Origin of the sequence: Mesorhizobium sp. M7A.F.Ca.AU.002.02.1.1 (genome assembly GCF_003998535.1) — a bacterium.
In the GTDB taxonomy this organism is placed as follows: domain Bacteria; phylum Pseudomonadota; class Alphaproteobacteria; order Rhizobiales; family Rhizobiaceae; genus Mesorhizobium; species Mesorhizobium ciceri.
The window spans coordinates 1-2,476 of sequence record NZ_RZPB01000826.1 but is presented as its reverse complement, the minus strand read 5'-3'; the positions used below and the strand labels follow the sequence as shown (position 1 = coordinate 2,476).

Sequence of the window (2,476 nt, the reverse complement as noted above, 5' to 3'; positions counted from 1 at the left end):
AGCAAGGCCGCGCGACAGCGCAAACCCATTCACTTTGCCTGAAGGCTTGTCACTTTCTTCCTCGCTCTTGCAAAAATGCGAAAGAAAATTACATGCGGTTTTCGCATGGCTGCCAAGCCTTGGTCGGCGCGCAATATTTGGTGCTCCGGGCTTGACGGTCCGCGGTCTTACGGGTAGAAGCCGCCCAGTCAGAACCGATGTGAGGCTCTCCCTTCCGAAGCGACACGCTTTGGAGTTTGCCTCAAACAGGGTTCGTTTTACGAGCGAAAAGACATTTCCGGCGTGCACGAAGCGGCTTCCGCTTCCTCTGCCTTTTGTTCGGGCAAGACCGCGAGGCGCGGTTTATGGCCCGAATTTGCGTATGGAAATGACGCTTTGAGCGGCCCTGACCGGGCGAGACACGGAATTGAGAGACAAGAGGGTTTAATGCCTACCGTCAACCAGCTGATCCGCAAGCCGCGCATTGCGCCGGTGAAGCGCAACAAGGTCCCGGCCATGCAGCAGAACCCGCAGAAGCGGGGCGTCTGCACGCGCGTCTATACAACGACGCCGAAGAAGCCGAACTCGGCGCTGCGCAAGGTGGCCAAGATCCGCCTGACCAATGGTTTTGAAGTGATCGGGTACATCCCCGGCGAAGGCCACAACCTTCAGGAGCACTCCGTGGTGATGATCCGCGGCGGCCGCGTCAAGGATCTTCCGGGCGTTCGCTACCACATCATCCGCGGCGTGCTCGACACGCAGGGTGTGAAGAACCGCAAGCAGCGCCGTTCGAAGTACGGCGCCAAGCGTCCGAAGTAAGATTTTCCGGCCTTGGCGCTCCTTGAGTGCGTCGGGCTATGAGATTGAGAGACAAAAGCCATGTCGCGTCGTCACAGTGCAGAAAAGCGTGAGATCAATCCGGACCCGAAGTTCGGCGATCTGATCGTCACCAAGTTCATGAACGCCGTCATGTATGACGGCAAGAAGTCGGTCGCCGAGACCATCGTCTACGGCGCGCTCGACCAGGTTCAGTCGAAGACCAAGCAGGAGCCGGTCACCGTCTTCCATCAGGCGCTCGACAATGTCGCGCCGCATGTGGAAGTGCGTTCGCGTCGTGTCGGCGGCGCCACCTACCAGGTTCCGGTCGACGTGCGCCCCGAGCGCCGCCAGGCATTGGCCATTCGCTGGCTGATTGCTGCGGCCCGCAACCGCAACGAGACCACGATGGTCGACCGCCTCTCCGGCGAGCTGATGGACGCGGCCAACAACCGCGGCACCGCTGTCAAGAAGCGTGAAGACACCCACAAGATGGCTGAAGCCAACCGCGCTTTCGCGCACTACCGCTGGTAAAGCGCGAACGAGACTGAGAGGCAGCTACGATGGCCCGCGAATACAAAATCGAAGACTACCGCAATTTCGGTATCATGGCGCATATTGACGCCGGCAAGACGACGACCACCGAGCGCGTCCTCTACTACACGGGCAAGTCGCACAAGATCGGCGAAGTCCACGACGGCGCTGCCACCATGGATTGGATGGAGCAGGAGCAGGAGCGCGGCATCACCATCACGTCCGCCGCGACCACGACCTTCTGGAAGGCTCGTGACGGCAAGATGCACCGCTTCAACATCATCGACACCCCCGGCCACGTCGACTTCACCATCGAGGTCGAGCGTTCGCTGCGCGTGCTCGACGGCGCCATCGCGCTGCTCGATGCCAATGCCGGTGTTGAGCCGCAGACCGAGACTGTCTGGCGCCAGGCCGACAAATATCGCGTTCCGCGCATGATCTTCTGCAACAAGATGGACAAGATCGGCGCCGACTTCTATCGCTCGGTCGAGATGATCGGCTCGCGCCTCGGTGCGCATGCTGTTGTCATGCAGCTGCCGATTGGCGCCGAGACCGAGTTCAAGGGCGTTGTCGACCTCGTCGAGATGAACGCGCTGGTCTGGCGCGACGAGACGCTGGGCGCTGCCTGGGACATCGTCGAGATCCCGGACGACCTCAAGGCTCGTGCCGAAGAATACCGCGAGAAGATGATCGAGGCTGCCGTCGAAATGGACGAGACGGCGCTTGAGAATTACCTCGAAGGCAAGATGCCGTCGAATGACGAGATTCGCGCGCTGATCCGCAAGGGCACCATCGCGGTCAAGTTCTACCCGATGTTCTGTGGCTCGGCCTTCAAGAACAAGGGCGTGCAGCCGCTGCTCGACGCCGTTGTCGAATATCTGCCGTCGCCGGCCGATGTTCCCGCCATCAAGGGCGTCGATGCCAAGACCGACGCCGAGATCGAGCGTCATGCCGACGACAACGAGCCGCTGTCGATGCTCGCCTTCAAGATCATGAACGACCCGTTCGTCGGTTCGCTGACCTTTGCGCGCATCTATTCGGGCAGGCTCACCAAGGGCATCTCGGTCGACAACACCGTGAAGGGCAAGAAAGAGCGCATCGGCCGCATGCTGCAGATGCATGCGAACTCGCGCGCCGACGTCGAAGA

General features: G+C 60.7%; 3 protein-coding genes. All 3 read left to right on the top strand.

All coding sequences use genetic code 11. From position 1 onward, the window contains the following. Positions 1-426 precede the first annotated feature (426 nt). Positions 427-798 (top strand): 30S ribosomal protein S12, encoded by a 372-nt coding sequence (gene rpsL, locus EN879_RS31890; protein WP_006333356.1) that lies wholly within the window; start codon positions 427-429, stop codon positions 796-798. 60 nt (positions 799-858) lie between these two features. After that, complete coding sequence (rpsG, locus tag EN879_RS31885; protein ID WP_008875664.1) at positions 859-1,329, top strand: 30S ribosomal protein S7; 471 nt, start codon at positions 859-861, stop codon at positions 1,327-1,329. A 29-nt stretch (positions 1,330-1,358) separates the two neighbouring features. Continuing rightward, on the top strand, positions 1,359-2,476 hold a 1,118-nt coding region (locus EN879_RS31880), incomplete at its 3' end, for a GTP-binding protein (RefSeq protein WP_127274518.1).

Excerpts from the sequence above, each read along its gene's own strand:
- rpsL (WP_006333356.1), top strand. The coding sequence starts at position 427 with ATGCCTACCGTCAACCAGCTGATCCGCAAGCCGCGCATTGCGCCGGTG.
- rpsG (WP_008875664.1), top strand. The coding sequence starts at position 859 with ATGTCGCGTCGTCACAGTGCAGAAAAGCGTGAGATCAATCCGGACCCG.